Source organism: Pseudomonas tremae, from assembly GCF_023278125.1.
Lineage (GTDB): Bacteria > Pseudomonadota > Gammaproteobacteria > Pseudomonadales > Pseudomonadaceae > Aquipseudomonas > Aquipseudomonas tremae.
In genome coordinates this window covers 4,682,897-4,706,479 of sequence record NZ_CP066270.1, presented here as the reverse complement: position 1 = coordinate 4,706,479, position 23,583 = coordinate 4,682,897, and the positions used below count along the sequence as shown (strand labels likewise).

Sequence of the window (23,583 nt, the reverse complement as noted above, 5' to 3'; positions counted from 1 at the left end):
TGCGAAGCCGCATCAGGAATCTTCCAAGTTGTAGTGGTCAACTGATCCCGGACACGACGTTAAGTTTTTTCTCGTACTGAGCGGGTGCCAGTCCATTATTGAACTGGTGTGGCCGAACCCAGTTGTAGCGATGCATCAGATAATGACTGATATCCCGCTGTGCCTCTTGGGCCGTCATGTAGCCCACGGCGGGTATCCACTCGGTTTTCAAGCTGCGGAATACACGCTCCATCGGCGAGTTGTCGTAGCAATTACCTCGGCGACTCATGCTCTGGCGCATGCGGTATCGCCAAAGCCGCTGGCGAAACTGTCGGCTCCCATATTGGGAGCCCTGATCTGAGTGAAACAGCAGGCCCTGAGGCTTGCCGCGTTGCTCATAAGCCATGTCCAGCGCCTTGATGACCAAGTCCGTGTCCGGTTTGTTTGAAAACGCCCAGCCCACCACCCGACGCGCATAAAGATCCATAACCACCGCCAGGTAATGCCATTTTCCTTGCGCCCAGATGTAGGTGATGTCGCCACACCAAACCTGATTGGGCGCGGGTACATCGAACTGCCGATTCAAAATGTTCGGAATGTCAGGCCTCTCCACTGTTGCTTTTTTATAAGCATGAGAGCCAGGTTGCTTGCTGATTAATCCCAGTTCCCGCATCAGGCCACGTACCTTGAACCGGCCAATTTGCTCGCCATCTTCCTGCAATACCGAAACGATACTGCGGCTGCCAGCAGCGCTTCGACTTTGCCCGAACAGCTCATTGACTCGACTGAGTAAACGAACCCGCTCGGTGTCTGGAGCCCGACGCCGCTGGCAATGGTCGTAGTAGCACGAGCGAGGTGTCTCGAACATCTCGCACAGCAATTCGATCGGCTCATGGGCACCTAGCTGATCGATCAGCGCAAGCGCTCGTGTTCTTCCGACATCAAGAGCGCGGTAGCCTTTTTTAAAATGGATTTCTCCCGCTCAAGACGAGCGATGCGCGCTTCCAGCTCCTGAATTTTCTGCTGCTCGGGCGTCAGGGCTTTGCTCTGAGGCGTCACGCCATTGCGCTCCTGCTGGAGCTGGCTAACCCAGCGACGCAGCGCAGACTCGACCACTCCAAGCGAGCGAGAAGCTTCGACATGGCTATAACCTTGATCGAGCACGAGGCCTGCGGCCTCACGTTTGAATTCAGCGGAGAAGGTACGGCGTTGCTTGGTCATCAGACACCTCTATATCTGGCGATATTCTCGCCTAAATGAGTGTCCGGAATCATTAGACCACTACATCACGATCACATGTCCTGTACTCGGGCTTAGCATTCAAGTACGTCAGGAGGTAGGAAATTCGTCGACCGTATGAAAGGACGGTTGGGTCTGCGAGGATGGTGTTTCTGTAATGTCGGTTGAGGTAGGACGACACTAAAGGGAGAAGGCGCTCATCGTCAGCGAACAGAGCACTGCCTGTTACCTTCACTAGCGGCTCTATGGATTCAGGCTGAGCGAGGAATCGCTCTCGGAATGGGCCATGGGCCAAGACCGATTCAGTGAGGTCTAGCTCTTTGCGTCGAACTGCTACCACCTTCATTTCTTACTGCATCCATATCAGTTTCACAGCTACTGATGTTCAGTATCCTCTGATTGTAAGTTCTTAGGAAGCCTCTGAGACGGGGGGTTTAGAGGTGGTTGTGCAGTTTAGTGTAGGGGGGAAGATATGACAGCTTCCGCCGCATGGTCTGTGCCTATCACCAGCCCCTGATAAGCCCCCGCCACGGTGTACTGGGCAACCATGCGCATACGCGCCTTGGTATTGCCGAGCACAAAATCCACAGCGCTGGCCGGCAGCCCGTCGAACGCTGCTTTCACTTCGGCAGCCAGTGCCTTGACGCTGGAGCCGATGTTGATGGTATGGCGCTCGTCCGGCTCGATGAAATCCACAGATGCCTGGGCTTCATGCTCGTCTGCCTGCACGACATAAGGCAGGCGCACGGCGATGAAGCGATAGCCGTTGTCACCGGTGCTTTCACGCAACTCCTTGATCGCGCGCTGGGCAAGCAGGCCGGCAGTCAGTGAGTCGACACCGCCGCTGATGCCCAGCACCAGCGTTTTCAGCCTTGCGTTCTGCACGCATTCTTTGATGAAGTCGACGCGGCGGGCCACTTCGGCCTGCAGTGCGTTCTGGTCCGCGAAAGGTGGCTGGACATTAAGCTGGTCAGCAATCTGGCGCTGTACGGCGTGCATGATTCACTCCTCGTCAGTGGGATAATTCAAGCGGGTTTTTCAGGCGTCGGCAAGCTGGGGACCTTGAACACATGCCGCATGTAAGCGACAAAATTCGGGTCCTTGCACTGTGTCTTGCCGGGCTCGTCGGAAATTTTCGCTACCGCCTGACCTGCACAGGCGGTCATCTTCAGCACCATGTTCATGGGCGCTATGCCTGGGATATCAGCCGTCAGGTTGGTGCCGATGCCAAAGCTGACATTGATGCGCCCGCGCAGCGCCCGAAAAATCTCCAGAGACTTGGGCAGGTTCAGTCCGTCGGAAAACACCAGTGTCTTGCTCATCGGGTCGATGCCCAGTTTCTGGTAATGCGAGATGCATTTTTCGGCCCACTTCACTGGGTCTCCCGAATCATGGCGCAAACCGTCGAAGAGCTTGGCGAAGTACAGGTCGAAGTCATTCAGGAAAGCATCCGTGGTGATGCAATCCGTCAGCGCGATGCCCAACAGGCCTCGATACTCGCGCACCCAGCAATCGAGCGCGGCGATCTGACTGTCGATCAGGCGCGGCCCCAGTTGCTGGTGAGCCATGATCCATTCATGCGCCATTGTGCCGAGCGGCTTCAGATCAAGTTGGCGTGCCAGATGCACATTGCTGGTGCCGACGAACTGCCCCGGGAAATCCTTTTTCAGTACGCCGAGGATTTCTTCCTGAACGCGGTAGGAAAACCGCCTGCGGGTGCCGAAATCCGCCACTTTCAATTCGGCCAGCTCATCCGGCGTGGCGTTACTGTTCAGCCAGTCGAATTTTTCATAGAGACGATCCCGAGCCTGACTGAGCAAGGTGTCCGGGTAGCGGTGGCGGTTCCTGACCTCACTGACAATCGCCAGCAACGGCACTTCGAACAGGATGACGTGCAGCCACGGCCCGTGCAGACGAATGCACAGCTCACCGTCCTCGATGCTGGTTTTGACATAGCGGGTATTGAAGCGGAACAGCCCTAGAAACCTGAGAAAGTCCGGCTTCAGGAACGTGATGCGTTCCAGAAAGCCCAGATGCTCAGGGGTAAGAGACAGCTCGCACAGCAACTCGATCTGGTGCTTGATCTCGTCCAGATAAGGACGCAGATCTTCACCATTGCGGCAGCGAAACTCCCACTCGACGTCCACGTTCGGGTAGTTATGCAGGACAGCCTGCATCATGGTCAGCTTGTAGAAATCAGTATCGAGCAGACTTTGCACGATGCGATTTGAAAAGGCGCTCTCGCTCATTGAATCGGGCTCTCCAGAGCAGCCGGATAATGTCGGGCCCGCGACTTCCTGTCTGTCACCACGGAAAGCTCACGGCCGGATGGGTGTGCATTGTCGCCTTTAATGTGGCGGTTGATCCAACTGTTCCAGCATCCACTGCAGAAAAACCCGGATTTTGGGCACGTCGGCAGTGTGTTCCGGATAGGACAGGTAATAGGCGCTGTTAGTGCTGGGCAATCTGTAGTCCCGGGGAATCACCAGTTTGCCTTCGGCCAGTTCCTCCTCGACCAGAAAACGCGGCAGCAGCGCGACACCGCAGCCGACCTGCGCAGCACGAATGCACATATAGAAGGTTTCAAAGCGCGGCCCGTGATAGCTGTGGTCAGTCTGATACCCCTGACTTTCGAACCATTCGTGCCAAGCCCTCGGGCGGAAGGCGTTCTGCAGTAAAACCAGTGTGCTCAATTGGGTCGGATCGCTGAATGGCTCGTCCGGCAGACTTTCAGGTGCGCAGACCGGCACCAGTTCTTCGCCAAACAGCTTCACACTTTCGGCGCCGGGAATGGCAGCCTGGCCGAAGTAGAACGACACATCGCAACGGCCCTTGATCAGGTCGTCAGCCTCTTGCTCGTTGATCAGGTCCAGGTGAATGTGCGGATGACGCAAGCGCCAGCCCTTCAGTCGCGGCACCAGCCAGCGGGCGCCGAACGTCGAGGGTGTCGAGACCCGCAGCACTTCGGTTTCGCCACCATAGGAGCGCAGGAAGTGAGTGGACATCTCTATCTGGGTCAGAATCTTGCGCACTTCCGCCAAATACAGCGCACCCGCCGGGGTCAGTTGCAGGCGACGTCGCACGCGCTGAAACAGCAGATGCTGGACCAGCTCTTCGAGCTGCGCGACCTGTTTGCTGACGGCGCTCTGGGTCAGGTTGAGTTCTTCGGCGGCGCGGGTGAAGCTCAAATGCCGGGTCACCGCCTCAAAGCATTGCAGTGCGGCTATCGAGGGCAAGTGGCGTTTATTCAGCATGGTGACTTCTCTGTGTTCCCGCGAGCGTGCATGAGCAATATGAGTAATCGGAATGATATCCCGCTGGAACGTCGTTTGTCGGCCAGACGCTTGTTGGTTAGCAATAAGGGGCAGGTATGGCCCACGGCATTTCCTGCCAAATCCACTAACCTCAATTGGTGCGTCTCGTAGCGTTCGCGCACCGGGCGTGTGCAATTCGGTGACGTGTAATGTTACAAGTGGGTTGCCCTGTGGGTGTAATGCGGGTTGCACTCTGAAGGGGGGTTGGTTGCTCTTTCATCGGGAAGAGTTGCACCTTTATGCGTTTTTTTTGGTTGCACAACCACAGCGCACGACGATCAGGTCATTGAATGAAAAGATAAACACGACAATTCTCATAATGAAAAAAGCGATGGCACGGGCCTTGCTCTAGGCAACTCTGTAATCGAGCAACCCGTACCCAGGCAATCACGTAATCGCAGTGCCCATTAAAAAAATATCCTCAGGAGCACCACTCATGTCGCATACGTTTTACAGGAAAGGCTTTCTGGCAATCGCAGTGGCAACTGCATTGGGCGTGTCTTCGTTTGCACAGGCGGATGTGAAAATCGGCGTCGCAGGTCCCATGACCGGCGCGAATGCATCGTTTGGCGAGCAATATATGAAAGGCGCGCAGGCAGCGGCCGATGCGATCAACGCGGCAGGTGGTGTGAACGGGGAGAAAATCGTGCTGGTGGCGGGCGATGATGCCTGCGAGCCGAAGCAGGCCGTGGCAATTGCCAACCGTCTGGTGGATCAGGACAAAGTGATTGGTGTGGTCGGGCATTTCTGCTCGTCGTCGACCATTCCGGCTTCCGAGGTCTACAGCGATGCGGGTGTGATTGCCATCACGCCTGGCTCGACCAACCCGACAGTGACCGAGCGCGGTATGAAAGAGATGTTCCGCATGTGCGGCCGTGATGACCAGCAGGGCATCGTCGCTGGCGACTACATCGTCGACGTGCTCAAGGGCAAGAAAATCGCGGTCATCAACGACAAGGACACTTACGGCAAGGGCCTTGCCGATGCAACGGCCAAGCAACTGACAGCGCGCGGCGTCAAGCCGATACTCGAGGAAGGCCTGACCCGTGGTGAGAAAGATTTCAGCGCCTTGGTCACAAAGATTCGTTCGGTTGGCGCTGATGTCGTGTACTTCGGCGGCCTGCACCCTGAAGCTGGCCCATTGGTTCGCCAAATGCGTGAGCAGGGGCTGAAGGACGTCAAGTTCATGTCTGACGATGGCGTCGTGACTGACGAACTGGCCACCACCGCTGGCGGTGCGCAGTACGTTGATGGCGTGTACATGACCTTTGGTGCCGACCCGCGCGCATTGCCGGACAGCAAGGCAGTTGTTGACCAGTTCCGCAAGGCCGGTTACGAGCCTGAAGGCTACACGCTGTACGCTTACGCTTCCGTGCAGGCCCTGGCGGCCGGCTTCAATGGCGCCAAGTCCAACAAGGGCGAAGAGGCTGCCAAGTGGCTCAAGGCCAACCCGGTCAAGACCGTTATGGGCGAAAAAGCCTGGGATGCGAAGGGCGACCTGAAAGTCTCCGACTATGTGGTGTATCAGTGGGACGCCAACGGCAAATACAAGCAACTCGAAAAACAGAAGTGAGATAACCCCCTGTCAGCCCTGCCTCCCAGGCGCTGATGCGGTGATGGGCGCGCCCATGAGCGCGCCTGCATCTCTGTTGTTGTTTTCGGACCTGCTGGTCGCGCCTCACGAGGGAACGACCGGCAGGGTGCTGAACTGCCTTTCAGTGTGTGAGCGTGCGTGATGGATGGGATTTTCCTGCAACAAATGGTCAACGGACTCACTCTGGGGTCTGTCTATGGCCTCATCGCCATCGGCTATACGATGGTCTACGGCATCATCGGCATGATCAACTTCGCCCACGGCGACGTTTACATGATTTCCGCCTACCTGGCCGCCATCGGCCTTGCGGTCCTGTCTTTCTTCGGCGTGGAATCCTTTCCATTCCTGATTCTTGGCACCCTGGTTTTTACCATCGTGGTCACCGGGGTATATGGGTTCGTCATCGAGCGCGTGGCTTACAAGCCACTGCGTAACTCGACCCGCCTGGCACCGCTGATCAGTGCCATCGGTATTTCCCTGATTCTGCAGAACTACGCGCAGATCAGTCAGGGGGCTCGCCAGCAAGGCGTGCCGACATTGCTTGAGGGCGCCTGGCGCATCGAGATCGGCAGCGGTTTTGTGCAGATCACCTACACCAAGATCTTCATCCTCATTGCCGCTTTCGTCGGCATGGGCGTACTGACCTACATCATCAAGTACACCAAGCTGGGCCGCATGTGCCGCGCTACACAGCAGGACCGCAAGATGGCGTCGATCCTCGGGATCAACACCGATCGGGTGATTTCCTACGTGTTCATCATTGGCGCTGCCATGGCTGCACTGGCCGGTGTGTTGATCACCATGAACTACGGCACTTTCGATTTCTACGCAGGCTTCATCATCGGTATAAAGGCGTTCACCGCCGCGGTACTGGGCGGGATCGGGTCGCTGCCGGGCGCCATGCTGGGTGGACTGATTCTGGGGGTTGCCGAGTCGCAGTTCTCCGGCTTGGTCAACTCCGATTACAAAGACGTGTTCAGTTTCGGCCTGTTGGTATTGATCCTGATTTTCCGTCCTCAAGGCCTGCTGGGTCGCCCACTCGTGGCGAAGGTATAAGTATGTCCGCTTCCGTTGCTGGTCCTGTCACCAAACCTGTTGAAATCAAAAAAAGCCTGATCGATGCCGTGATCGCCGGACTGCTGGCGCTGATCGTGTTCGGTCCTATTGTCGGCATCGTGCTCGACGGTTACAGCTTCAACCTGCAGCCCACGCGCGTGGCCTGGCTGGTGGCTGTGGTCATGGTCGGGCGTTTTCTGATCAGTCTTTTTCTGCAGACGCCCAAGGGCATACGCCTGTCTCAGAGCTTTGAAAGCTCGGATTCTGGCGTGCATGTGCTCAAGCCCGATCACAAGTCCAGCCTGTACTGGATCATTCCGCTGCTGATCGTCATTGCTATCGTGTTTCCGATCTTCGCCAACAAATACATCCTGACGGTTGTAATCCTTGGCCTGATCTACGTGCTGCTTGGCCTTGGGCTGAATATCGTGGTCGGTCTGGCGGGGTTGCTCGATCTGGGTTACGTCGCGTTCTACGCCATCGGTGCCTATGGTCTGGCGCTCGGCTATCAGTATCTGGGCCTGGGTTTCTGGTCGGCGTTGCCGCTGGCAGCGATCGCGGCGGCGCTTGCCGGGTGCATTCTCGGCTTCCCGGTATTGCGCATGCATGGCGACTATCTGGCCATCGTGACGCTCGGTTTCGGCGAAATCATTCGTCTGGTACTGAACAACTGGCTGTCGTTCACCGGCGGTCCGAACGGGGTGCCGGTGCCGTCGCCAACCTTCTTTGGCCTGGAGTTCGGTCGTCGTGCCAAGGACGGCGGGATCCCCATCCATGAATATTTCGGCTTCGATTACAACCCGGACCTGAAATTCATCTTCATCTATACCGTGCTGTTTCTGGTCGTGCTGGCGGTTCTGTTCATCAAGCATCGCCTGACCCGCATGCCGATCGGACGTGCCTGGGAAGCGTTGCGCGAGGATGAGATCGCCTGTCGTTCGATGGGGCTCAATCACGTTCTGGTCAAGCTCTCGGCGTTTACCATAGGTGCTTCGACAGCGGGGCTTGCGGGCGTGTTTTTCGCCAGCTACCAAGGCTTCGTCAACCCGACCTCGTTCACCTTCTTCGAGTCGGCGCTGATTCTGGCCATCGTTGTGCTGGGCGGTATGGGCTCTACCATCGGCGTGGTGATTGCCGCGTTCGTGCTGACCGTTGCGCCTGAACTGCTGCGCAGCTTCTCCGAGTATCGGGTGCTGCTGTTCGGCATTCTGATGGTGCTGATGATGATCTGGCGACCACGCGGGCTGATCCGCATCAGCCGCACCGGCGTCAAGCCACGCAAGGGCGCACTGGTGACAGAAGGAGGCGCACGATGAGCAATGAAGTGATTCTTTCTGTAGAGCACCTGATGATGCACTTTGGCGGCATCAAGGCCCTCAGCGACGTCAGCCTCAAGGTGCGGCGCAACTCGATCTTCGCCCTGATCGGCCCCAACGGCGCTGGCAAGACCACAGTCTTCAACTGCCTGACCGGTTTCTACAAGGCCACTGGCGGGCGCATCGAGCTGCACACCCGCGGCAAGACCACCGATGTGATCAGGTTGCTGGGCGAGCCGTTCAAGGCCACTGATTTTATTTCGCCGAAAAGCTTCCTCAGCCGGGTGTACTACAAAATGTTCGGTGGCACTCACCTGGTCAACCGGGCAGGGCTGGCGCGCACCTTCCAGAACATTCGTCTGTTCAAGGAAATGTCGGTGGTCGAGAATTTGCTGGTTGCCCAGCACATGTGGGTCAACCGCAGCCTGATCAGCGGGATCCTCAACACCAAAGGCTATCGCAAGGCCGAAGAGGACGCGCTTGATACGGCGTTCTACTGGCTGGAAGTGGTCGATCTGGTGGATTGCGCCAACCGCCTGGCGGGCGAGCTGTCCTACGGCCAGCAACGCCGTCTGGAAATCGCCCGTGCCATGTGTACGCGGCCGCAGGTGATCTGCCTGGATGAGCCGGCCGCCGGTCTCAACCCGCAGGAAACCGAAGCACTGAGCGGCATGATCCGTCTGCTGCGCGACGAACACGACATGACCATCGTGCTGATCGAGCATGACATGGGCATGGTCATGGGTATTTCCGACGATATTGTGGTGCTCGACCACGGCAACGTTATTGCCATGGGCGGGCCGGAACAGATCCGCAACGACCCTAAAGTGATCGCTGCGTACCTGGGCGCCGATGAAGAGGAGCTGGTATGAGCAAGCCGATCCTCGAACTGAAAGAGATCGATGTGTTTTACGGGCCGATTCAAGCCCTCAAGAAGGTCTCGCTGCACATCAACGAAGGCGAAACGGTGAGCCTGATCGGCTCCAACGGCGCGGGCAAGTCAACGCTGTTGATGTCGATCTTTGGGCAGCCGCGCGCCGCCAGTGGGCAGATCATCTATCAGGGCACTGACATCACCCAGAAGTCCTCGCACTACATCGCCTCCAACGGCATCGCGCAGTCACCAGAAGGGCGACGTGTATTTCCCGACATGTCGGTCGAGGAAAACCTGATGATGGGCACCATTCCGATCGGCGACAAGCACTCGGCCGAAGACATGCAGCGCATGTTCGAGTTGTTTCCAAGGCTCAAGGAGCGCCGCAACCAGCGCGCCATGACCATGTCCGGTGGCGAGCAGCAGATGCTCGCCATTGCCCGAGCGCTGATGAGCCGGCCAAAGCTGTTGCTGCTTGATGAGCCAAGCCTGGGTCTGGCGCCTATCATCGTCAAACAGATCTTCTCGACCCTGCGCGAGTTGGCGGCCACAGGCATGACCATCTTTTTGGTCGAGCAGAACGCCAACCATGCGCTGAAGCTGTCTGATCGTGCCTATGTGATGGTCAATGGCGAAATTCGTCTCTCCGGTACGGGCAAGGAATTGCTTGTAAATGAAGAGGTCAGGAACGCCTATCTGGGCGGGCACTGAGTTCGTCAAAACGCTGCCGTTTCTCGCGAACGCCCCGAATGTCGAAACATTCGGGGCGTCATTCTTTTCGATTGTGGAAAACATTTCTGACGACCTCTCCGGATGCGACATAAAACCGCTGCAAACGGTTGTTTTGTCACAGTTTCGACTTGTTCAGAATTACTGTGGAACCGGCTGTTAATAACTTGGGAGTATTTAGCTGGAGCCCTTTATGCATAAGGCCTGTAGCGCTCTGGTTAAATTATGTACAGCGCATTTCGACCAAAATTTAATGGCTGTTGTCAACTGCTTTGAGGCTGGTTGTTCATACAGTTTTTTCCGATGCAAACCCTGTGGATAAGTCTGTGAACAAGCATTGGAAAGAGTGAGCTGAGCGTTACTGCGTATGGGCTACAGGCCATCACGGTTTTCTGACGCTTTAGGCGCGCAGGCGAGTCTTGATCAAAGTCAAGGGAAAAACTTTGCCCGACACGCTGGAGGCCCCGAACGGCGGGACTTTCAGCAGGACTGACTTGCCCCCAGAGATTGTGTGTCTGACTGTGGATAAGGTGGGCAAAACTAGCTGCAAGGCCCGGAACATATGGCTCTGCTCTTGCTGGTTGTTTTTTGTACAAATGCGTCGGGTTGTTGCATCGCAGTCCCGCACAAAGGCATTCTGCTGCCCTGCGGATAACTTATTAACAGGCTGCGCTTTTTTTGCGCCATGTCAGGAGAACCAAATGACTTCCACGGTATTCATCACAGGCGCTACTTCCGGTTTTGGTGAGGCCTGCGCTCGCCGGTTTGCCGAGGCGGGCTGGTCGCTGGTATTGACCGGCCGCCGCAAGGATCGTCTGGATGCCTTGAGCGCCGAGCTGTCGAAGCAAACCAGAGTGCATACGCTGGTGCTGGATGTGCGTGACCGCAAGGCCATGGAGAGTGCAATTGCAGACTTGCCTGAAGAGTTCGCCACCATTCAGGGGCTGATCAACAATGCCGGTTTGGCGCTGGGGATCGATCCTGCGCCGAAGTGCGATCTGGATGACTGGGACACCATGATCGACACCAACATCAAAGGTCTGGTCTACACCACTCGCCTGTTGCTGCCACGCCTGATCGCGCACGGTCGCGGTGCGAGCATCGTCAACCTGGGCTCGGTGGCCGGTAACTATCCGTATCCGGGCGGCAACGTCTATGGCGGCACCAAGGCCTTCGTCGGCCAGTTCTCTCTGAACCTGCGCAACGACCTGATCGGTACGGGTGTGCGGGTGACTAACCTTGAGCCAGGGCTGTGCGAGAGCGAGTTTTCGCTGGTGCGCTTCGGTGGCGACCAAGCCAAATACGACGCCACCTACGCGGGTGCCGAGCCTATTCAGCCGCAAGACATTGCCGACACGATTTTCTGGATTATGAACACGCCGGCGCACGTCAACATCAACAGTCTGGAACTGATGCCTGTCAGTCAGACCTGGGCCGGTTTCGCGATTGATCGCAACCGCGGCTGATCAACCCTCTGCGGGCGTCGGCGGCGGGAACGCGGTGATGAAGCGATTCTCGATATAGTCGGCCAACCCGATGTAACAAGTCGCCAGATGGTAAGGCGTGGTCGATGGCATATCGCTGCGACTGACACGGCCATCTGGCTCGACGCACTCGTTCCAGCCCCTGGCGTGCAGAAAGCGCTGTTCGAACGCCAGTAACTGGTCGGCCAGCCCTGCCTCGCACTCGGGCGTCAGCGCCATTGCCCGCAGGTATTCGGCTTGCGCCCAGATACGCTGGGTAGCATCGCGTACCGTGCCGTCCAGCGTCAGCATGGCGGTGACAGCGCCGGTATGTGCATCAACGCCTTGTGCCTTTGCATAGGCGAACGCCCGAGTCATGGATTGGTGCAGTTCGCGATCGTGCAGGTCAGGCGAGGATTGCAGCAGAAAAAACCATTCGAACTGATGACCTGGCTCGTACCAGTTATCCACAGCGCCCAGCGGTTTTTCGAGCATTACGCCGGTCGCTGTATCGACGAAACGGCGCTGCATGTGGATAACCAGCGCGTCCATCGCCGACTGGGTTGCCGGATCGGCGCGCACCGACAGCGTCGCCAGAAAGGCTTCTGCCAGGTGCATCAGCGGGTTCTGCAGTGGCCCGGTGCCCAGTCTTGACCAGTCTTCATCGAGTTGCGCTTCATACAGCCCGTCATCGTCGGCAAAGCGCTCGGCTACGACATTGAGCGCTGCATTGAGCACCGATTCGGCGAGCGGATCCTGTACCTTCGCCCAGTAATGCGCACAGGCAAAGATGATGAAGGCATGTGTGTAGAGGTCCTTGCGGCGATCCAGAGGTTTGCCCTGCGGATCGATGCTGTAGAACCAGCCGCCATGCTCGGCATCATGAAAGTGTTGTTGCAGAGAGCGAAACAGCGCACTGGCTCGGGTGCGCGCCGCCGGCACTTCGGGATGACCGATCAGGCTGGAAAACAGGAACAGCTGGCGCGCACAAGCCATCGCCCGATAACGCTGCGGTGGCAGTGGCTGCTCGTTGACGTCCAGTGCTTCGTAAGGCAATGCCAATTGCGCGTTCCAGCCAGGCCCCTGCCAGAGCGGCACGACCACTTGCAGGAAATGCGCCTGCAAGGCGGCGAAAACCGGATTCAGTTCGGGGGTGGAGGCAGAGCTGGAAGCAAGAGGCATCGGCGGGCATCGCGGCAGTGTCGAGTTGCGCAGCATGTTATCAGGATTGCTGCGCGGATGAGCATTCAGGCCGCTGTGTGCCTGTACCTCTCGTTCCTCAATGCGCTGAAGTGTTCCTTGGAACATTCAGCCTGCCAGCAACCACACGCCAGTAGCTGCCGAGGCTGCGCCTGCGATGCGAACCAAGGGTGCGGCGGCTTGCGGCAGTGCGCGCACTACGGCGTAACCCACTGCATGCAAGGCTGCCGTTGCCGCCACGAAACCGGCTGCATAGGCCCAAGGGCTGGACATCTCAGGCAGTTCAAGGCCATGCGCCACGCCATGAAACATTGCGAACAGTGCCGTTGCAGCCACCGCCAGTGCCAGCGGCGGACGAACCGCCAGGGCGACAGCCAGGCCCAATGCGAGCACCGAAGCCGCAATGCCGCTTTCCAGCCCTGGCAGATTCAGACCTTCGAAACCCAGAACGCCGCCGATCAACATGGTGCCGACAAATGCACAAGGCAGTGCCCAGCGCGCCGCACCTTTTTGCTGAGCGGCCCACAGGCCGACTGCAAGCATTGCCAGTAAATGATCCAGCCCGCCGAGCGGATGGCTGATGCCGGCGATCAAACCGTTATCGCCGTGGCCGGGGTGAGCCAGGGCCAGGGTCGGAGCCAGCAGCAGGGCAAGTGCGCCAAAGGCTTTTGTGTAGTTCATCAACAGGTTCCTTTAGAGAGGTGATTTCAGGCGGCAGTCAACAAGCCCTGGCGCTCGATGAAGGCGATGATCTGTTCCAGACCCTGGCCGGTTTTCTGGTTGCTGAAGACAAACGGCTTCTCGCCACGCATTTTGCGCGTGTCGCTGTCCATCATCTCCAGTGAAGCGCCTACCAGCGGCGCGAGGTCGATCTTGTTGATCACCAGCAGGTCGGATTTGCAGATGCCTGGCCCGCCCTTGCGTGGCAGCTTGTCGCCCGCCGACACGTCGATCACGTAGATCGTCAGGTCAGAAAGCTCGGGGCTGAAAGTGGCTGACAGGTTGTCGCCACCGGACTCGACGATAATCATGTCCAGAGCTTCGAAGCGCCTGTTCAGTTGATCGACTGCTTCCAGATTGATCGAAGCGTCTTCGCGAATCGCCGTGTGCGGGCAGCCACCGGTTTCAACGCCGATGATGCGCTCGGGCGCCAGTGCTTCGTTGCGCACCAGAAAGTCGGCGTCTTCACGGGTATAGATATCGTTGGTCACGACGGCCAGGTTGTAACGATCACGCAAGGCCAGGCACAGCGCCAGGGTCAGTGCGGTCTTGCCGGAACCTACCGGGCCACCAATGCCGACGCGCAGGGGTTGGCTGTTCATTGAATTCTCCTTAAAGGCTGATCAGGACCGGAATAACCGGCTGTATTGACGTTCGTGCGCCATGCTGGCGAGCGACAGACCAAAAGCTGCGCTGCCAACATGATGTATGTCCTGGTGTGTGGCATTTGCCTGAGCCTGTTGCAGCAATGGCAATAGCTCGCTGGTCAGGCGTTGAGCGGCCTGCTGGCCAAGCGGCAAGGTTTTCATCAGCACTGCCAGCTGGTTTTCCAGCCAGCTCCAGAGCCACGCGGCCAGCGCGTCCTGCGGGTTGATCTGCCAAGTACGTGCAGCGAGCGCCCAGCCCAGGGCGAGATGCGGCTCTACGGTCTGCTCCAGAAAGTGGCGGGCATCGCGATCCAGTTCGGGCAGCCCGTTGAGCAACTGTTTCAGCGAATAGCCCATCTGACGGCTTTCCAGATGAAGTTCGCGAGTCTCGCGGCTGGCGCGATGCTGCTCACTGACCTGCAGCAATTGCGCCCAGTCGTCGGCTACCGCAGCCTCGCAATGAGCCAGCAACAGAGGCGCCTCGAAACGGGCAAGATTGAGCAGCAACTGATCACCGATCCAGCGCCCCGCAGTCTGCGGGTCCACCACAATGGCCTGCTCTACCGCCATTTCCAGTCCTTGCGAGTAGCTGTAACCGCCAATCGGCAACTGCGGACTGGCCAGGCGCAAGAGCGCCCAGGCGCTGTTCACGTGCGCACGCCAAACTGGTGCATGCGCGGCGGGTAATTGAAGTCTTCTTCCCCGGCGCGTAAGTGGTGGTGACCGCCGCCGTAAGCGCCATGTTCCGGCTGGAATGGCGCTTCGATGGTTTCAGTGGTAGCGCCCAGTTGATCAAGCATGGCCTTGAGCACGTAATCGTCGAGCAAGCGCAGCCAGCCATCACCGACCTGCAAGGCGACGTGCCGGTTACCCAGATGGTAGGCGGCGCGCGTCAGTTCGAAGGTGCTGCTACAGGTGACATGCAACAGTTTTTCGGGCCGCGCACAGACCCGTACGATGCGCCCGTCCTCCGCCCGCAGAAACTCGCCATCACGCAAAGGTGACTGGCCGCGCTGCAGGAACAGCCCGACGTCTTCGTTTTCTGCACTGAAGCAGCGCAAACGGCTCTTGCTGCGCGCTTCGAAATTCAAATGCAGTTCGGCGGCCCATTCGGCCTGAGGTTCGATTCGTGTGTGAATCACCAGCATCAGATAGCTTCCAGCCAATTGCGATGCTTCAAAGCAGAGCAAGGTGCTTGCCAACAGAGCAAGGTGTAGGAAATGGCTGAAAGACGTGGCTGAAAACGCGCTCCACGAGCATGGCTGCGATTCATTGTGGTGCGAATTTAGGGGTTTGCTTCAGTTTGGTGCATTAATTTTTCGCCGGATGATGGGCCAGCCTGCGAAAGCGGTTTCAAGCTAGAACGTGCAGAGCGATGCACCGCTTTCAATCGTGGCTGCCAAGCCCTCGCCAGTGTCGCGCGCCTATAAAGATGAAACGCAACTGCTGGGTGATTTTCGCCTGCGGGGTCAGGTGCGGGGCGAGCGAGGCGGGTGGGGGGTCGATCAGTTCCGGCAGCATGGCAAAGACGCTTTTCACCACCAGGTCGGCGATGATCGACAGTGCATCAGCATTCAGATGTCGCCATTTGGGCATTTTCGCCAGGTCGGCGGTCAGGTCGGCGCTGATGCCTTCGCGCAAGGCCCCGAGCGCCTGCCGCACCTTTAGCGAGCCGCCATATTGCTCGCGGGCAAGGAACAGAAACTGTGAACGGTTGGCAGCCACGCGCTCCAGAAATATCTTCACCGAGGCGCGGATAAGGCCGCCCACTGCGAATTCGTTTTGCCGCACCAGCCGGATGGTCTCGCGGAAGGTCTGACCGACCTCGCTGACCAGTGCGAGGCCCAACTGGTCCATGTCTTCAAAATGTCGATAGAACCCGGTCGGCACGATGCCCGCCGTGCGCGCCACCTCTCGCAGGCTCAGGCTGCCGAAACCACGCCCGCTCTCCATCAACTGGTGGGCGGCGTCCAGCAAGGCTCTGCGGGTTTGTTGTTTCTGTTCGGCGCGGGGCAGCATGGCTCAAATGTTTCTTGGATTAGGCTGTGCAGCACTTTAGCAAATGCGCTTCGCTTACGTCGAAGGGGTTTTAAGGTGCGTCTTTGATTGCCTGCACAGCATTGGTGCTGGTTTTTGCCACGGATTCATATTCAAATCAAACCCTCGGCGCGTTTTTCAGTCGAACATTCAAGTCATATTCAGCGCGCCAGGGTCGGGGCGCTGTTTTCTGGAGAGTCACGCATGACGCGCAGCCGCAAGATTTTCGCCTGGACGGGCGCCACGCTGTTACTGGTGCTGGCCCTATTGGTCATCGTGATCGTCACTTTCGACTGGAACCGCATCAAACCCACTCTCAACGAGAAAGTCAGCGAGGCGTTGCATCGTCCGTTTGCAATCAACGGGGATCTGGATGTGCGCTGGACGCGCGAACCTGAACTGGGTGGCTGGCGTGCCTGGGTGCCTTCGCCGCATTTTGTGGCCGATGATTTGATGCTGGGCAACCCGGAATGGTCGAAAACCCCGCAGATGGTGACACTCAAGCACGTTGAATTTCGTCTCTCGCTGCTGCCGTTGCTGGTGCAGCAAGTGGTCATTCCGCGTATTGACCTGACCGGTCCGGAAGCCAAACTTGAGCGCCTCGCCGACGGTCGTGCCAACTGGGTCTTTGACCTGCCCAAGTCCGATCCGGATGCCGAGCCGTCCAAGTGGGTGGTGGATATCGGCGCGATCAAGTTCGACAAGGGGCTGGTGAGCTTCAATGATCAGACGCTGAATGCCAATCTCGATGTCGTGATCGACATGCTGGGCAAGCCAATTCCGTTCGGCGAAATCGTCGGCAGCAAAGAGGCGCAAAAGGCGCAGGAAAAAGGCGCTGTGCCACAGGACTATGCCTTTGGGCTGGCTGTCAAAGGCCAGTACCACGGCCAGAAGCTGAACGGCACTGGCAAGATCGGTGGCCTGCTGGCGCTCAAGGATGCCAATCAGCCCTTTCCGGTACAGGCAGACGTCAAGATCGGCGACACCCATGCGGTGATTGCCGGCACCCTGACTGACCCGCAGAACCTCGGCGCGCTGGACCTGCGCCTGAAATTGTCCGGCGCGAGCCTGAGCAATCTTTACCCGCTGACTGGCGTGACGCTGCCGGATTCGCCTGCCTATGCCACTGACGGCCGGCTGATTGCCAAGCTGCACGACCCTGCGGGCGCGAGTTTTCGTTACGAAGGCTTCAACGGCAAGATCGGTAACAGCGATATTCACGGCGACCTGGGTTACGTCGCCAGCCAGCCTCGGCCCAAGCTGAGTGGTGTGCTGGTCTCCAATCAACTGCTGTTTAGCGACCTTGCGCCGCTGATCGGCGCCGACTCCAACGCCGCGCAGAAAAAACGTGGCGGCGAGAGCAAACAGCCTTCGGGCAAGGTCCTGCCGGTAGAAGAGTTCCAGACCGACCGCTGGCGTGCAATGGATGCGGACGTGGAGTTCACCGGCAAGCGCATCGTGCAAAGCCCTGATCTGCCGTTCACTGACCTCTATACGCACTTGATTCTCGACGACGGCCAGTTGAGCCTCGAGCCGCTGCGCTTCGGCGTTGCGGGCGGCAAGCTGGATGGCGACATCCGGCTCGACGGGCGCAACAAACCCTTGCTGGGTCGGGCAAAGCTGTCTGCGCGCAACTTCAAACTCAAACAGCTGTTCCCGACCTTCGAGCCGATGAAGACCAGTTTTGGTGAGTTGAACGGTGATGCTGACATCAGTGGGCGGGGCAACTCCATCGCTGCCTTGCTGGGCACCGCCAATGGCGAAATGAAAATGCTGGTCAACGACGGTGCTATCAGTCGCGGCCTGATGGAAATTGCCGGGCTCAACGTTGGTAATTACGTGGTCGGCAAATTGTTTGGCGACAAGGACGTGAAGATCAATTGCGCGGCTTCCGACTTCGGCATCAAGGACGGGTTGGCGACCAGTAAGTTGTTCGTCTTCGATACCGAGAACGCCATCATCTACATCGACGGCACCGCGAACATGAAGACCGAGCAGCTTGATTTGCAGATCAACCCTGAGTCCAAGGGCTTCCGCATCTTTTCGCTGCGTTCGCCACTGTACGTCAACGGCCCGTTCGCCAAGCCTAACGCCGGCGTGCATTCCGGTCCGTTGCTGCTGCGCGGGGCGGGCATGGTCCTGCTCGGTGCAACCGTAGGCCCGGCGGCAGGCTTGCTGGCGCTGGTGGCGACTGGCGACAGTGCGCCGAATCAGTGCGGGCCGCTGCTGGAACAGATGCGCACCGGCAAGGCGCCGAAGACGGTGAAGTAACCTGGGGGCCGTCTGGTTCTTCACGCTCTGGCTTCAATGGAACCGGACCTCGTTCGGTCTGAAGTGAGCGTCAAGGCTGCGACGGATGACGCAAAGCGTCACGAGATGCGTTACCACGCAGAGCGTGGGGAACGAGAATCTGCGTAGCGCCAGAGAGCATCGTTCCGCACGCTCCAGCGCGATAATCCATCGCCCACAAAAAAGCCAGGACACAGGTCCTGGCTTTTCGCTTTTTGCCGCGTGTTACAGGCCTTCGAGAATGTCCGCCATGTCATCGGCGTGCTCTTCTTCCTGAGCCAGGATTTCCTCAAAGATACGGCGAGTCGTCGGGTCGCTGTCACCGATGTACTGAATGATCTCGCGATAGCTGTCGACGGCAATGCGCTCGGCTACCAAGTCTTCGTAGACCATTTCTTTCAGGGTGTTGCCCGCAACGTACTGTGCGTGGGAGTTCTTCGACAGCAGGTCCGGGTTGAATTCCGGTTCGCCACCCAGTTGCACGATACGCTCGGCCAGCTTGTCGGCGTGCTCGGCTTCCTGAGTTGCATGCTCGAGAAACTCATCCGCAGCGACACTGGCTTTCAGGCCGGATGCCATGAAGTAGTGGCGCTTGTAGCGCAGCACGCACACCAGCTCGGTGGCCAGCGACTCGTTGAGCAGACGCAATACAGTCTCACGGTCGGCGCTGTAGCCTTCAGTGACCGCACCATTCTCAACATTCTGGCGCGCACGCTGGCGCAGGGTAGTTACATCGGATAGCTGTGATTGCGGTGCAGAATTCATCATTTATCTCCAGGACTCATCAGGTTTTGCGGTCTCGCTCTGTGTGTTGCCCGGCAAGATCAGCAAGGGTTGTGAGTACAAGAGGGCCAAAAAGTTTTATCGGATTTTTGCTGGCCAGAACGGGTGTGACTAAATGTAAAAATATAAGAAACGAGCGCGATCCCCTGCGGTCCCAAGCAAGAGACCCAAATAAATCGTGGAGATACATACAATGCTTAAATTCCTGGGAAGCACCGTCGGCATCATCTTTCTGATCGGCCTGGTCGTGGTTATCGCCCTGTTCAAGCTGGTTTTCTAAGCGTCAACCTGATGGTTGGCCTTGCCACTGCGCCCTGGGGGATTCTTCGGGGCGCGGTGATTGTTTTCTTTTTCAGAGCGTTTGCTGTCATGTGCAGCGCAAGATCGTTCAGGCGTTGGGAATCACGGTCTGAGTGAAACAGATCAGTTCGATTAGCACCGTAATCTGCGCCGCCCAGCTATTTATGTGTGCGTGCTAAAGAATGTCTATAGTTGAAATAGAATAAGAACTGTGTATGGCGTAAGCTGCGTGATCCATGGCGTAAGCAGTATCCACTTCAGCTTAATAGCAGGATCGTGCCTCACGAACACTTTTTATCATTGATTCGGTCCCAACCGCCTGTCACGTTACCGCCCGCCGTGCCATCGACGATCCATTTGTTGTACTTCCCACTCAGTGCCTCGCCCGGGATGTCTGCGATTTGAATAAAAGCATCAAAAGCCATATGAGCCGTTACTTGGCCATCAGTGGTGGAGCGTGGATAGTTTGCGGTGAGCGGCTATAACATCAAATCTTTACATAAGTTACAAAGCGTCAAAGGTGATTTAAAACGCAATGTTTAATTGTGCGTTGATTGTTTAAGCATTAAACATGGAAAAGCCCGACGCATTGCACGTCGGGCTTTTATACGATAGTTCTATGCGTTATTTCGGTTACATCGCTTTTTCGTTCTGCTCGCGCTGTTCGCAGGTCATGAAACCTTTGTTGGTCACGCGGCCATCACTGTTGAAGCTGACGTGGTAGACCTGTTTATGGCCATCCTTGTACATCACGTAGTTGTTGCACGTCCCCGGATTGACCTTGCGCTCGATCGTGGTCGACGGCTCGCCGCCGATGGTCCGGACCTGCTGGCGGGTCATGCCGTTCTCGACCTGCTTGACCAGTGGTTCGTTGCGATAAGTGACATAGTCCACCGGGTTCTGCACGGTTGTATTGCTGCAGCCAGCCATCGTTGCCAATACAAAGGTCGCTGCGAGGATTTTCTTGTACATCGTTATTGCTCCACAAGTCAGAGCCGGTTTTGGCCCGGTATGCCTTGGAGCAGGGAAGAGGGGTGAGAGTTCGAAAAAAAGATGGCGATGAGGCAGCATTTGCTTGCGCGCTGATGCTTTTCCGCGACTAAATACCTCGACCGAGACTGAAAAGCAGCTCGCCGAATAATTGCTGGCACGTTCATGAAACACTGAGGTCAATCTGATGGCATGGTCGAGCGTCTGGTTCGACCTTGGGTCAGGTCATCGTCAGGTTTTTCAGACCGTAGTTCGTTAATCAGCCGATCCTCAGTGACGGCCAGGAAGATGCGATGAGCGATAAAGAGCTGTATGAGATCGAGTACACACTGCTCGGCGAGCACCACGTAGACGTTATCGAGAATCTGGACGTACCCATCATCGAAGTGGTGCACGAGCTGGCGCTCAAGCATCACGTAGAGCTGGACGAGCTTCCCGGCGGCGATACCGGCATGCCTCACGCAGCCGGTATCACCGATGTGTCGATTCATAGCCTGGAGGGCGTTGAAAGCAGCGCGACTGCTTAGGCTGCCCTGGACCGCAGCGGAGTCGTCCAGCGTTCTGCGAGGACGACTCCGCACAGGGTCAGCGCTCCGCCAGCCAGGTGATAGAGCGCCAGCTGTTCGCCCAGTGTCGCCGCGGCGATCAATGCGGTGGCAATGGGCATCAGGTTGAAGAACAAGGTCGTGCGGCTGGGCCCCAGGCGCATGATCGATGTCATCCACAGCCACGGCGCGAGCATCGAGGTGGGGATGGCGGCATATAACACCATCGGAATATTGCTCGCGTTCAAGCCGGTTTTAGGCGACAGCAGAAACGGTGGCAACAGCACAATGATTGCCAGCAGGATCTGCACATACAGCAATTGCAGGGGCGGTAGACGCAACTGCCATTTCTTCAGCAGCGTGCTGTAGATCGCATAGGACGTCGCTGCCACCAGCACCATCGCATCTCCACGGTTCAGACCATGCTCGATCAACTGGGCCGGATTCCCCGCCGAGACCACCACGACCACCCCCGCGAATGAAAGAACGGCCCCCCACAGCGCGCCAGAGGTCAGCCGAGTGCCCAGGCAGGCAATCGACAGCCCTAGCGCCATCATGGGCACCAGCGACTGAATGATGCCCATGTTGGTGGCCGTAGTCAGGCCGGCAGCGAAGTACGCCAGGCTTTGATAAAGCGCGGTGCCCAGTACGGCCAGAATGAAGATTTTCCCCAGCACCGGCCTGATGGCGGCACGGTTTGCCCAGACGGGCCTGAGCATGAACGGCGTGAACAGCAGTGCAGCAAGTGCCCAGCGATAAAAGCCTATTTCAGCCGGGAAGATCACGCCGGCGGATGCCTTGGTGACAGCTGTATTGATCGCCCAGATGAGGACTGTAATCAGCGGGAAAGCGTATTGCATGAGGGCATCATCATTAAAACGAGGGGTAATTATCCGCTTGTTTCTCGCAAAGGCCAGCGGCGATGTACCTTAAGCCTTCATGTATTGCGATGCTGACTACACTGAATCACAGCCTGTGCCGTCCGGCGCAGGGTATGTGGAGAGTCAATCGATGAACAAGTTAGGTATCCCTTTGTTGCTCGTTGGCCTGATGTGTTCCGCCCAGGGTTTTGCTGCCACCACGCAGCAGAACAAGATGACCACCTGCAATGCCGACGCCAGTGCCAGATCGCTCAAGGGCGACGAGCGCAAGACGTTCATGAGTACCTGCCTGAAAGCTGCGCCGGCGCCTGCTGCCACTCAGCAGGAAAAGATGAAAACCTGTAATGCGACGGCCAGCGCAGAGGCACTCAAGGGCGATGCCCGCAAGAGTTTCATGAGTGATTGTCTCAAGAAGAAATAATTTTCCGACGCTGGCGGCTCCTGCCAGAGGTCAGCGCGGGTGCAGTAAACACTGCACTTTCGCGCAGTTGAAGGGCCGATCATCGGGCGGACAATTGCGCCTGGCTTTTTACACCCTTCGCATCACTGGTTCTCGGCTGAGAAGGCTGGCAGACTGCCCACCTTCCTAGTGTTGCCCTTTGAGGGTCTATGCCAACGTTTTCTGCGCGTCAGGTGTTAATCGCCAGCTGGATCCTTGTGTTTGGCGGCCTGTTGATGGTGTTGCCTTTCAAGTTGTTGCCCAGCCTGCTAGCCGGTCTGTTGGTGTTTGAACTGGTCAACATGCTGACTCCCAAGTTGCAGCGTCTTATTTCCGGCGAACGTGCTCGCTGGCTGGCCGTCGCGCTGTTGGGCACTGTCGTCGTCAGTCTGCTGACGCTGATTTTTGCTGGCGTCATCAGCTTTGTGCTGCATGAGGCCGAGAACCCCGGTGCTTCGCTGGACAAGTTCATGGTTCTGGTAGACCGCGCACGCGGGCAGTTGCCTCCTTTCATTGATGCTTACCTGCCGGCCAGTGCTGCAGAGTTTCGGGTTTCCCTCGGGTTGTGGCTGCAGAAGCACGTGGGCGAGTTGCAATTGATCGGCAAGGGCGCGGCGCATATGTTCGTCACCATGCTGATAGGCATGGTGCTAGGCGCAATCATCGCCTTGCAGCGAATTTCCGCAGACCACGTTCGCAAGCCCCTGGCAGCCGCGCTGTTTGACCGCCTGTACCTGCTCAGCCGGGCGTTTCGCAATATCGTCTTCGCCCAGATCAAGATATCCCTGCTGAACACCGCATTCACTTCGGTGTTCCTGGCCATCGTGTTGCCGCTGTGCGGGATCCACCTGCCGCTGACCAAAACCCTGATCATCATGACTTTCCTGCTCGGCCTGTTGCCGGTGGTGGGCAACCTGATGTCCAACACGCTGATCTTCATCGTCGGCATGTCGATCTCGATCTGGGTCGCGTTGGCCGCGCTGTGTTACCTGATCGTTATCCACAAGGTCGAATACTTCCTCAATGCGCGAATCGTCGGCGGGCAGATTAACGCCAAGTCGTGGGAGTTGCTGCTGGCGATGCTGCTGTTCGAAGCAGCCTTCGGCCTGCCGGGGGTGGTGGCAGGGCCGATTTACTATGCGTACCTGAAGAGCGAACTGCAGAAAGAAGGGTTGGTCTAGCGTCTAG

23 protein-coding genes and 1 pseudogene are annotated in these 23,583 nt (G+C 57.6%); 11 read left to right on the top strand and 13 right to left on the bottom strand.

Annotated features, from left to right (window positions below; translation table 11 throughout):
• Nucleotides 1-37: 37 nt before the first annotated feature.
• The 4 genes and pseudogenes from I9H09_RS21305 to I9H09_RS21290 all read right to left on the bottom strand — a co-directional run bounded on the left by I9H09_RS21305 (nucleotide 38) and on the right by I9H09_RS21290 (nucleotide 4,472).
• Nucleotides 38-1,200 (bottom strand): IS3 family transposase gene (locus I9H09_RS21305; RefSeq protein ID WP_122346372.1). Its coding sequence is split into 2 segments (ribosomal slippage): nucleotides 38-945 and nucleotides 945-1,200, totalling 1,164 coding nucleotides; the frame shifts between segments, so codons are not numbered across the junction.
• 489 nt (nucleotides 1,201-1,689) lie between these two features.
• Nucleotides 1,690-2,217, bottom strand: a pseudogene (nadE, locus tag I9H09_RS21300) (NAD(+) synthase); the annotation flags it as partial.
• Between the two features lie 26 nt (nucleotides 2,218-2,243).
• Nucleotides 2,244-3,467 carry a nicotinate phosphoribosyltransferase gene (pncB, locus tag I9H09_RS21295; RefSeq protein WP_005888542.1) on the bottom strand — a complete coding sequence of 408 codons (1,224 nt, stop codon included), beginning with the start codon at nucleotides 3,465-3,467 and terminating at the stop codon, nucleotides 2,244-2,246.
• 99 nt (nucleotides 3,468-3,566) lie between these two features.
• Nucleotides 3,567-4,472, bottom strand: coding sequence for a LysR substrate-binding domain-containing protein (locus I9H09_RS21290; protein ID WP_122347940.1), 906 nt, complete (start codon nucleotides 4,470-4,472; stop codon nucleotides 3,567-3,569).
• A 496-nt stretch (nucleotides 4,473-4,968) separates the two neighbouring features.
• Here I9H09_RS21290 and I9H09_RS21285 point away from each other — a divergent pair, with 496 nt between their 5' ends.
• From I9H09_RS21285 to I9H09_RS21260, 6 genes are all read left to right on the top strand, one after another.
• Complete coding sequence (locus tag I9H09_RS21285; RefSeq protein ID WP_122356036.1) at nucleotides 4,969-6,105, top strand: branched-chain amino acid ABC transporter substrate-binding protein; 1,137 nt, start codon at nucleotides 4,969-4,971, stop codon at nucleotides 6,103-6,105.
• A 162-nt stretch (nucleotides 6,106-6,267) separates the two neighbouring features.
• Entirely contained in the window at nucleotides 6,268-7,182 is a 915-nt protein-coding gene (locus tag I9H09_RS21280; RefSeq protein WP_005888550.1) for an ABC transporter permease subunit, read from the top strand.
• 2 nt (nucleotides 7,183-7,184) lie between these two features.
• The gene (gene livM, locus I9H09_RS21275; protein ID WP_005888552.1) at nucleotides 7,185-8,498 is read left to right on the top strand and encodes a high-affinity branched-chain amino acid ABC transporter permease LivM; all 1,314 of its coding nucleotides are present in this window, start codon (nucleotides 7,185-7,187) and stop codon (nucleotides 8,496-8,498) included.
• Nucleotides 8,495-9,370, top strand: coding sequence for an ABC transporter ATP-binding protein (locus I9H09_RS21270; RefSeq protein WP_005888553.1), 876 nt, complete (start codon nucleotides 8,495-8,497; stop codon nucleotides 9,368-9,370). Before livM ends, I9H09_RS21270 begins: the two co-directional genes overlap by 4 nt.
• A complete protein-coding gene (locus I9H09_RS21265) occupies nucleotides 9,367-10,083 on the top strand; it encodes an ABC transporter ATP-binding protein (RefSeq protein WP_003317226.1) in 717 nt (238 codons plus the stop codon). Before I9H09_RS21270 ends, I9H09_RS21265 begins: the two co-directional genes overlap by 4 nt.
• A 719-nt stretch (nucleotides 10,084-10,802) precedes the next feature.
• Nucleotides 10,803-11,567 carry an SDR family oxidoreductase gene (locus I9H09_RS21260; protein WP_005888557.1) on the top strand — a complete coding sequence of 255 codons (765 nt, stop codon included), beginning with the start codon at nucleotides 10,803-10,805 and terminating at the stop codon, nucleotides 11,565-11,567.
• Here I9H09_RS21260 and I9H09_RS21255 read toward each other — a convergent pair whose 3' ends face one another.
• From I9H09_RS21255 to I9H09_RS21230, 6 genes are all read right to left on the bottom strand, one after another.
• Complete coding sequence (locus tag I9H09_RS21255) at nucleotides 11,568-12,782, bottom strand: AGE family epimerase/isomerase (protein ID WP_053931582.1); 1,215 nt, start codon at nucleotides 12,780-12,782, stop codon at nucleotides 11,568-11,570.
• A 90-nt stretch (nucleotides 12,783-12,872) separates the two neighbouring features.
• A complete protein-coding gene (locus tag I9H09_RS21250; protein ID WP_005888563.1) occupies nucleotides 12,873-13,445 on the bottom strand; it encodes a HupE/UreJ family protein in 573 nt (190 codons plus the stop codon).
• Between the two features lie 26 nt (nucleotides 13,446-13,471).
• A complete protein-coding gene (ureG, locus tag I9H09_RS21245) occupies nucleotides 13,472-14,086 on the bottom strand; it encodes an urease accessory protein UreG (protein WP_005888565.1) in 615 nt (204 codons plus the stop codon).
• Nucleotides 14,087-14,107: 21 nt separating this feature from the next.
• Complete coding sequence (locus I9H09_RS21240) at nucleotides 14,108-14,782, bottom strand: urease accessory protein UreF (RefSeq protein ID WP_005888567.1); 675 nt, start codon at nucleotides 14,780-14,782, stop codon at nucleotides 14,108-14,110.
• The gene (gene ureE, locus I9H09_RS21235) at nucleotides 14,779-15,279 is read right to left on the bottom strand and encodes an urease accessory protein UreE (RefSeq protein WP_122347938.1); all 501 of its coding nucleotides are present in this window, start codon (nucleotides 15,277-15,279) and stop codon (nucleotides 14,779-14,781) included. Before ureE ends, I9H09_RS21240 begins: the two co-directional genes overlap by 4 nt.
• Before the next feature lie 238 nt (nucleotides 15,280-15,517).
• On the bottom strand, nucleotides 15,518-16,150 hold the full coding sequence (locus I9H09_RS21230) for a TetR family transcriptional regulator (protein ID WP_024670370.1): 633 nt from the start codon (nucleotides 16,148-16,150) through the stop codon (nucleotides 15,518-15,520).
• A gap of 222 nt (nucleotides 16,151-16,372) precedes the next feature.
• Between I9H09_RS21230 and I9H09_RS21225 the strand changes: the two genes are divergently transcribed.
• Nucleotides 16,373-18,439: an AsmA family protein gene (locus tag I9H09_RS21225; protein WP_024690941.1), complete on the top strand. Its 2,067-nt coding sequence runs from the start codon at nucleotides 16,373-16,375 to the stop codon at nucleotides 18,437-18,439.
• A gap of 243 nt (nucleotides 18,440-18,682) precedes the next feature.
• Here the strand turns inward: I9H09_RS21225 and I9H09_RS21220 are convergent, their stop codons facing one another.
• The gene (locus I9H09_RS21220; protein ID WP_005888575.1) at nucleotides 18,683-19,222 is read right to left on the bottom strand and encodes a ferritin-like domain-containing protein; all 540 of its coding nucleotides are present in this window, start codon (nucleotides 19,220-19,222) and stop codon (nucleotides 18,683-18,685) included.
• Between the two features lie 211 nt (nucleotides 19,223-19,433).
• Between I9H09_RS21220 and I9H09_RS27340 the strand changes: the two genes are divergently transcribed.
• A complete protein-coding gene (locus tag I9H09_RS27340) occupies nucleotides 19,434-19,520 on the top strand; it encodes a small membrane protein YohP (RefSeq protein ID WP_441344152.1) in 87 nt (28 codons plus the stop codon).
• Between the two features lie 653 nt (nucleotides 19,521-20,173).
• Here I9H09_RS27340 and osmE read toward each other — a convergent pair.
• Nucleotides 20,174-20,512 (bottom strand): osmotically-inducible lipoprotein OsmE, encoded by a 339-nt coding sequence (gene osmE, locus I9H09_RS21215; protein WP_005888580.1) that lies wholly within the window; start codon nucleotides 20,510-20,512, stop codon nucleotides 20,174-20,176.
• A gap of 311 nt (nucleotides 20,513-20,823) precedes the next feature.
• Here osmE and I9H09_RS21210 point away from each other — a divergent pair, with 311 nt between their 5' ends.
• Complete coding sequence (locus I9H09_RS21210; RefSeq protein WP_005888582.1) at nucleotides 20,824-21,057, top strand: hypothetical protein; 234 nt, start codon at nucleotides 20,824-20,826, stop codon at nucleotides 21,055-21,057.
• On the opposite strand, the gene I9H09_RS21205 is transcribed toward I9H09_RS21210, so the two are convergent.
• Nucleotides 21,054-21,935, bottom strand: a complete 882-nt coding sequence (locus tag I9H09_RS21205) for a DMT family transporter (RefSeq protein ID WP_024670368.1) — start codon at nucleotides 21,933-21,935, stop codon at nucleotides 21,054-21,056. The two genes, I9H09_RS21210 and I9H09_RS21205, sit on opposite strands and share 4 nt — an antisense overlap.
• A gap of 151 nt (nucleotides 21,936-22,086) precedes the next feature.
• On the opposite strand from I9H09_RS21205, the gene I9H09_RS21200 reads away from it, so the two are divergent.
• Both I9H09_RS21200 and I9H09_RS21195 read left to right on the top strand, forming a co-directional pair.
• Entirely contained in the window at nucleotides 22,087-22,377 is a 291-nt protein-coding gene (locus tag I9H09_RS21200; RefSeq protein WP_024670367.1) for a PsiF family protein, read from the top strand.
• 188 nt (nucleotides 22,378-22,565) lie between these two features.
• On the top strand, nucleotides 22,566-23,576 hold the full coding sequence (locus I9H09_RS21195) for an AI-2E family transporter (protein WP_005888590.1): 1,011 nt from the start codon (nucleotides 22,566-22,568) through the stop codon (nucleotides 23,574-23,576).
• Nucleotides 23,577-23,583: the final 7 nt, after the last annotated feature.

What these genes read in the sequence shown, in the direction of transcription:
- pncB (WP_005888542.1), bottom strand. Translation starts at nt 3,467, where the DNA reads ATGAGCGAGAGCGCCTTTTCAAATCGCATCGTGCAAAGTCTGCTCGAT.
- I9H09_RS21290 (WP_122347940.1), bottom strand. Translation starts at nt 4,472, where the DNA reads ATGCTGAATAAACGCCACTTGCCCTCGATAGCCGCACTGCAATGCTTT.
- I9H09_RS21285 (WP_122356036.1), top strand. Translation starts at nt 4,969, where the DNA reads ATGTCGCATACGTTTTACAGGAAAGGCTTTCTGGCAATCGCAGTGGCA.
- I9H09_RS21280 (WP_005888550.1), top strand. Translation starts at nt 6,268, where the DNA reads ATGGATGGGATTTTCCTGCAACAAATGGTCAACGGACTCACTCTGGGG.
- livM (WP_005888552.1), top strand. Translation starts at nt 7,185, where the DNA reads ATGTCCGCTTCCGTTGCTGGTCCTGTCACCAAACCTGTTGAAATCAAA.
- I9H09_RS21270 (WP_005888553.1), top strand. Translation starts at nt 8,495, where the DNA reads ATGAGCAATGAAGTGATTCTTTCTGTAGAGCACCTGATGATGCACTTT.
- I9H09_RS21265 (WP_003317226.1), top strand. Translation starts at nt 9,367, where the DNA reads ATGAGCAAGCCGATCCTCGAACTGAAAGAGATCGATGTGTTTTACGGG.
- I9H09_RS21260 (WP_005888557.1), top strand. Translation starts at nt 10,803, where the DNA reads ATGACTTCCACGGTATTCATCACAGGCGCTACTTCCGGTTTTGGTGAG.
- I9H09_RS21255 (WP_053931582.1), bottom strand. Translation starts at nt 12,782, where the DNA reads ATGCTGCGCAACTCGACACTGCCGCGATGCCCGCCGATGCCTCTTGCT.
- I9H09_RS21250 (WP_005888563.1), bottom strand. Translation starts at nt 13,445, where the DNA reads ATGAACTACACAAAAGCCTTTGGCGCACTTGCCCTGCTGCTGGCTCCG.
- ureG (WP_005888565.1), bottom strand. Translation starts at nt 14,086, where the DNA reads ATGAACAGCCAACCCCTGCGCGTCGGCATTGGTGGCCCGGTAGGTTCC.
- ureE (WP_122347938.1), bottom strand. Translation starts at nt 15,279, where the DNA reads ATGCTGGTGATTCACACACGAATCGAACCTCAGGCCGAATGGGCCGCC.
- I9H09_RS21230 (WP_024670370.1), bottom strand. Translation starts at nt 16,150, where the DNA reads ATGCTGCCCCGCGCCGAACAGAAACAACAAACCCGCAGAGCCTTGCTG.
- I9H09_RS21225 (WP_024690941.1), top strand. Translation starts at nt 16,373, where the DNA reads ATGACGCGCAGCCGCAAGATTTTCGCCTGGACGGGCGCCACGCTGTTA.
- I9H09_RS21220 (WP_005888575.1), bottom strand. Translation starts at nt 19,222, where the DNA reads ATGAATTCTGCACCGCAATCACAGCTATCCGATGTAACTACCCTGCGC.
- I9H09_RS27340 (WP_441344152.1), top strand. Translation starts at nt 19,434, where the DNA reads ATGCTTAAATTCCTGGGAAGCACCGTCGGCATCATCTTTCTGATCGGC.
- osmE (WP_005888580.1), bottom strand. Translation starts at nt 20,512, where the DNA reads ATGTACAAGAAAATCCTCGCAGCGACCTTTGTATTGGCAACGATGGCT.
- I9H09_RS21210 (WP_005888582.1), top strand. Translation starts at nt 20,824, where the DNA reads ATGAGCGATAAAGAGCTGTATGAGATCGAGTACACACTGCTCGGCGAG.
- I9H09_RS21205 (WP_024670368.1), bottom strand. Translation starts at nt 21,935, where the DNA reads ATGCAATACGCTTTCCCGCTGATTACAGTCCTCATCTGGGCGATCAAT.
- I9H09_RS21200 (WP_024670367.1), top strand. Translation starts at nt 22,087, where the DNA reads ATGAACAAGTTAGGTATCCCTTTGTTGCTCGTTGGCCTGATGTGTTCC.
- I9H09_RS21195 (WP_005888590.1), top strand. Translation starts at nt 22,566, where the DNA reads ATGCCAACGTTTTCTGCGCGTCAGGTGTTAATCGCCAGCTGGATCCTT.